General features: G+C 59.6%; 6 protein-coding genes and 3 tRNA genes. 4 read left to right on the top strand and 5 right to left on the bottom strand.

Features of this window, described 5'->3' with window-relative positions; translation table 11 throughout:
* The 4 genes from FS320_RS36885 to FS320_RS36870 form a co-directional block, all read right to left on the bottom strand.
* A partial coding sequence (locus FS320_RS36885) for a GTP-binding protein (protein ID WP_244627385.1) occupies window positions 1-127 on the bottom strand: 127 nt, incomplete at its 3' end.
* Between the two features lie 366 nt (window positions 128-493).
* A complete protein-coding gene (locus tag FS320_RS36880) occupies window positions 494-685 on the bottom strand; it encodes a hypothetical protein (RefSeq protein ID WP_152717282.1) in 192 nt (63 codons plus the stop codon).
* A gap of 102 nt (window positions 686-787) precedes the next feature.
* Window positions 788-861 (bottom strand) — tRNA-Gly (locus tag FS320_RS36875).
* Between the two features lie 17 nt (window positions 862-878).
* Window positions 879-963: transfer RNA gene (locus FS320_RS36870), tRNA-Tyr, on the bottom strand.
* Window positions 964-1,154: 191 nt separating this feature from the next.
* Between FS320_RS36870 and FS320_RS36865 the strand changes: the two genes are divergently transcribed.
* Window positions 1,155-1,979: a TrmH family RNA methyltransferase gene (locus FS320_RS36865; protein WP_152717281.1), complete on the top strand. Its 825-nt coding sequence runs from the start codon at window positions 1,155-1,157 to the stop codon at window positions 1,977-1,979.
* Window positions 1,980-2,215: 236 nt separating this feature from the next.
* The gene (locus FS320_RS36860) at window positions 2,216-3,937 is read left to right on the top strand and encodes an MFS transporter (protein WP_244627623.1); all 1,722 of its coding nucleotides are present in this window, start codon (window positions 2,216-2,218) and stop codon (window positions 3,935-3,937) included.
* 74 nt (window positions 3,938-4,011) lie between these two features.
* On the opposite strand, the gene FS320_RS36855 is transcribed toward FS320_RS36860, so the two are convergent.
* On the bottom strand, window positions 4,012-4,323 hold the full coding sequence (locus FS320_RS36855) for a hypothetical protein (RefSeq protein WP_152717280.1): 312 nt from the start codon (window positions 4,321-4,323) through the stop codon (window positions 4,012-4,014).
* Window positions 4,324-4,462: 139 nt separating this feature from the next.
* Between FS320_RS36855 and FS320_RS36850 the strand changes: the two genes are divergently transcribed.
* Together FS320_RS36850 and FS320_RS36845 are read left to right on the top strand one after the other, a co-directional pair.
* Window positions 4,463-4,537: transfer RNA gene (locus FS320_RS36850), tRNA-Thr, on the top strand.
* A gap of 79 nt (window positions 4,538-4,616) precedes the next feature.
* On the top strand, window positions 4,617-5,423 hold the full coding sequence (locus FS320_RS36845; protein ID WP_152717279.1) for a DUF6538 domain-containing protein: 807 nt from the start codon (window positions 4,617-4,619) through the stop codon (window positions 5,421-5,423).
* Window positions 5,424-5,499 lie beyond the last annotated feature (76 nt).

Here is a 5,499-nt window from a genome sequence, read left to right as displayed (position 1 = left end):
TCGCGCCCCCGGACTCCGCCAGAACCTTCGTGATCGCCGCCGTCAGAGACGTCTTGCCATGGTCCACGTGACCAATCGTCCCAATGTTGCAGTGCGGCTTATTGCGCTGAAACTTTTCCTTCGCCATGTCCTTAGATCCTCGACACGCTTTGATACCTGAACGGCAAACTCGTGCCGCCCAATAGGGCTCTTTGCTCAGTTACGCAAGAGCCAGTTTCGATAGGCGGACAGATAATCTGTGATCATCGAATTACCAGGATCCAGCCTTTCGAAAGCCAGCGCGATCCCGGTCGCCACGCCACGATCACCAGTTTCGCCTCCAAGCGTCCATTCTGACCCCAGAATAAGTTAACCCGTCGCCTTGCCGACGAGGCCCAACGGGACATCGAACGTCTTCAGACGAACTGCGGCCAGGGCCGGCTGATTTCCAGCGCGATCAAGCTGACGAATTCATCCGTCACCCGGGCCGTCAGAACTTGCTTGAAATGCGCCATCAGCTGCGAAAATTCGCGGCAGGCTCGGTCTTGATCCGCTCCTCCGTTGCGGTATCGGCTGCCCTGGGCTGAATCAGCCCTTCCTCCTCCATCGACCAGGACCGAATGATCTCGACCCCTTCCACGACAACCTCGACGAGGCTGTACCGACTGAGACCTTGAACAGCCAAGCCATGGAGCGGAAAAGGCATCCGCTCAGAAACGCACACAAGAGCGCTACAACGACGCTTCTCAGAACGACAGAACCGGCGGCGCCGGCAAAGAACGACAGGAGATTTATCGGATTAGAGGGTTGGAGCGGGTGAAGGGAATCGAACCCTCGTATTCAGCTTGGAAGGCTGCTGCTCTACCATTGAGCTACACCCGCATGCCCTTCTGATTGGGTGGTGGGGGAAGTAGGACTCGAACCTACGAAGGCATAGCCAGCGGATTTACAGTCCGCCCCCTTTGCCGCTCGGGACATTCCCCCATAGAGCCCAACCCGAACGCAAAACGCCGAGGCTGTTCTGCAGAGCGCTCGCCGTGGCTGAGCGTTCCGTGGCGCTCTTATGGTGACCTGCATGGCCGGTGTCAACCTCAAAGCGCAACGAAATCGGCGGGTCGTGAATGGACTCACTCTGTGCTATGGCCCCTTCCGTCAACACACGAGATCCAACGATCATGAGCGACCGTCCTTTCCAGTCTCGCAAGCCGAGATTCCAGCGCCCACACGGGAAACCCGGTCGCCGCGACCCTCAGGCCAGACGGCCGAATTTCGAGATCGACACCACCATTCTCTATGGCTGGCATCCCATTGCGGAAGCCCTGCGCAATGGCAAAAGAACGATTCGTCGGCTCCTGGCCACGGAGAACTCTGCCAGGCGCCTGAGCGAAGAGTTGGATGCTCCCTTGCCTATCGAACCTGAGATCGTCCGCCCGGACGAGATCAACCGCCTCCTGGAGCCGGATGCGGTGCATCAAGGCCTCTATGCCGAGGCCGATCCCCTGCCCTCCCCGTCCGTCGACACCCTGAGCGGCAAGCGTGTGGTCCTGGCCCTCGACCAGATCACCGATCCCCACAATGTCGGCGCCATCGTCCGCACGGCCGCCGCCTTCGATGTCGAGGCCATCATCACCACCGCCCGGCACAGCCCAGCCGCCACGGGCGTTCTCGCCAAATCGGCGTCCGGCGGCCTCGAGCATGTACCCTTCATGATCGTGCGCAACCTCGGCGATACGCTGACCGCGCTCGGCAAGCTCGGCTTCCAGCGAATCGGGCTCGACTCCTCGGGCGAGGTCAGTCTGGACGAGATCGAGATCAGTCTGCCGGTGGTTCTCGTGCTGGGATCGGAGGGCAAGGGCCTGAGACAGCGGACCCGGGACTGCTGCGACGTCATCGGCCGCCTCGACATGCCCGGAGCCATCAAGAGCCTGAATGTCTCCAACGCCGCCGCGGTCTGCCTTTATGCTGTGGTTAAGGGGGCTTCCAGAAGCGCTCGGAAGTAAAGCCGGAATGACGCCTAACCATCTGCCGCTATTCAGTAATTTATTTGGTTGTACGGCTTCTTAGACGGAAGTCGCAAATACCAATTGTGAATTGTGGAAAGGAAGCCCGGAGGTAGCCTCCCATTCGTTGGATTCTTGGCTGCCATGCGCAGTCACGATGCCGCGGCCCAGGCCTGCACTGCATGGCTTGCGGCTCAGAACCCGGATCACCGGGCATACGAATGGAAGGGAACCCTATGGCAACAGCAGCTATCACGCCTCATTCGGCTGCCGCAACGCGGCGGCCGATGACGTGGGAGGAAAAGAAGGTCATTCTGGCCTCCTCTCTCGGTACCGTCTTCGAATGGTACGATTTCTATCTCTACGGCTCTCTCGCCACGATCATCGGCGCGCAGTTCTTCTCCGCCTTCGACGTGACAACCCGTAACGTCTTCGCGCTGCTCGCCTTCGCGGCGGGCTTCCTCGTCCGCCCCTTCGGCGCAATCTTCTTCGGCCGCATCGGCGATCTCGTCGGCCGGAAATATACCTTCCTGGTCACGATCCTGATCATGGGCTTTTCGACCTTCCTCGTCGGTCTGCTGCCCAGCTATGCTCAGATCGGCTGGGTCGCTCCCGTCGTTCTGATCGCCCTTCGCATGCTCCAGGGTCTCGCGCTCGGCGGCGAATACGGCGGCGCTGCGGTCTATGTGGCGGAACATGCACCGGTGGGACGTCGCGGCTTCTACACCAGCTTCATCCAGATCACGGCAACTGTCGGTCTTCTGCTCTCCCTCGTCGTCATCCTCGTGCTTCGCACCTGGATGGGCGAGCAGGGCTTCCAGACCGGCGAGGGCTGGCCGATCGCCGGCTGGCGTATTCCGTTCCTGCTTTCCGTCGTGCTTCTCGGCGTCTCGGTCTGGATTCGTCTCCAGATGCAGGAATCGCCGGCTTTCAAGAAGATGAAGGAAGAGGGCACGCAGTCGAAGGCTCCGCTGAAGGAGGCATTCGGCCAGTGGAGCAACCTCAAGATGGTGCTCATCGCCCTGATCGGTCTCGCGATCGGCCAGGCCGTGGTGTGGTATACGGGCCAGTTCTATGCCCTGTTCTTCATCCAGAGCATTCTGAAGGTCGATCTGCTCACGTCGAACGTGTTGATCGCCTGGTCGCTGATCCTTGGAACCGGTGGCTTTGTCTTCTTTGGTGCGCTGTCAGACAAGATTGGCCGCAAGCCGGTGATCCTCGGTGGCTGCCTGATCGCGGCGATCACCTACTTCCCGCTCTTCGGCGCCCTCACGAGCGTGGTCAGCCCTCGCCTCAACCAGGCTCTTGAGACCGCGAAGGTCCAGGTCGTGGCCGATCCCGCCACCTGTGGCTCGGTGTTCGATCCGGTCGGCATCCGCACCTTCACTGCGAAGTGCGACATCGCCCGCGTGGCCCTGGCTCGCTCTGCGGTCAAGTACGAGCTCGTTCCGGCTGCTGCCGGCAGCGCCCCGAAGGTGACCTTCAACGGCAAGGAAACCCCGATTGCCGATGCCATTCCGGCCAACATCACGGCCTTCACGGCAGCAGCTGCAGAAGCGGGTTACCCAAAGGCAGGCGATCCGACCATCCTGAAGGTCGGCGGCTTCTTTGACGCCCTTGGCAACACGCAAGCCCTTAAGGCTATCGGCATCCTGACGATCCTCGTGATCTACGTCACGATGGTCTACGGCCCGATCGCGGCGGCTCTGGTGGAGTTCTTCCCCACCCGTATCCGCTACACTGCGATGTCCCTGCCCTACCACATCGCCAACGGCTGGTTCGGCGGCCTCCTGCCTCCGACAGCTTTCGCGATGGTGGCAGCCACCGGCGACATCTACTACGGCCTCTGGTACCCGATCGTGATCGCCCTCGTGACCTTCGTGGTCGGTCTCCTCTTCGTACCGGAGACCAAGGACCGGGATATCTTGACCTTCGATGGCCTCGGCGCGAAGCGCTAAGCTTTCGAAAGGCCCTGACAGGAAAGCCCCGCTCACGGCGGGGCTTTTCATTTCGCGTCAGGCGAAGTCGCCGCTCAGTAGCAGGTCGTCACACGGCGGACGATCCAACCCTCGCCCTCCACGAAGAGGCGCTTGCGAGAAATGTCGCAAGGAACGTCGTTCACGGATTTTGTCTCGATCGAGGACGTGGTCTCCACATCCTTCGCCGCGATCGATGTCGCCGTCTGCTTGTCAGGCTTGGCCTCCACGCCGTGGCCCGCGTGAGCGGCATCCGCACGCTCTGCGGCAAGACCGAAGCCCACGGCAACCGCAAGAACGGCAACAACTTTGAGGCCGCCGCTGAGCGGCGAGATCCTTTTCCGAGCAGAAGCCCCTAACGCCTTCATAACACCGACTCCACGATCAGGTTTTCCTGACAATTCCAGAAATCAGGGTTGGTTTCGGTGTGCTGGGACACTTAATATTTACGTTTGTGTGGAACTTGCGTCCCGCCTCGCGGACTGCTACCTGAGCACCGTGACGTCAGCCGGTGTAGCACAGCGGTAGTGCAGCGGTTTTGTAAACCGAAGGTCGGGAGTTCGATCCTCTCCACCGGCACCACTCTCTTTCCCTTGAGAGTAAAGCCTTTCAGCGATAACAATGACTTACGTAGCGTCCACCTCTCACACAGGGCGCTCACATGGCGTTGATTATGGCTAGACCTTGGAAAGATCCCAGGAGCGGCGTTTGGCACCTTCGCCAAAGAGTTCCCCAGGATCTTATTCATCTCAAAGGACAGAATGTCACACTTCCAGTGGGTGGCATTTCCGCTGCTGTGAAGATTGGCGCGATCGTTCAGATCTCACTACGCACCAAAGACACTAGAGAAGCCAAGGAGCGCCACTCTAAAGCCGATGCTGCCCTCCGTAAGTTCTGGGATTCTCAACGTGCTGGCCCTATCCGGCTGACGCAGAAGCAAGCCTTAGCCTTGGCTGGCACACTCTATGACGCTTTCGCAAAAGGATTTGAGAACAACCCAGGCTCGCCAGAAACATGGGCATGGGTCCAGGACGTGAATGAACGCGCAAGGGAAGGAAGGCTAGGTAGAGCTGCCCTCATGATTGGCAGGAGGAATGCAAAGGCACATTCGATGGAAGAGCGATTCGGCCCCTTTGCTGACCTAGTTGTGGCGCGGGAGGGCTTAGTTATTGATGCTGATAGCAGGATGCTTCTCATCAAAGCCGTTGCTCACGCGCTCGACTCAGCAGCAAGGAAGTTAGAGCGCAACGCTGAGTTCGATTACTCGCCTGATCCCGTTGCCTCATCCTTCCCCGCTTGGGTGCGACCACAAGCCGAGACTTCCACAACAGGCTCTACGAAGGGCATCACTGTCGCTGAGCTGTGGAACAGGTGGAGTGCCTATCACGCTGACAAGAAAGCCCCCACCACAATCGAGAGAGCTGGCTCGGGAAATTTGGACAGCGGGATAAGTGGAGTTTCTGCCTGAGAGCAGCCAGAATGGCTGCTGAACAGGAGAGACGATGAGCAAGAGACCCCGCCGGAACCACTCTCCGGCTTTCAAA

The sequence above is a fragment of the Microvirga tunisiensis genome, from assembly GCF_009296175.1.
In the GTDB taxonomy this organism is placed as follows: domain Bacteria; phylum Pseudomonadota; class Alphaproteobacteria; order Rhizobiales; family Beijerinckiaceae; genus Microvirga; species Microvirga tunisiensis.
The sequence above is the reverse complement of the archived record's forward strand: the minus strand, read 5'-3'. Positions and strand labels throughout refer to the sequence as shown.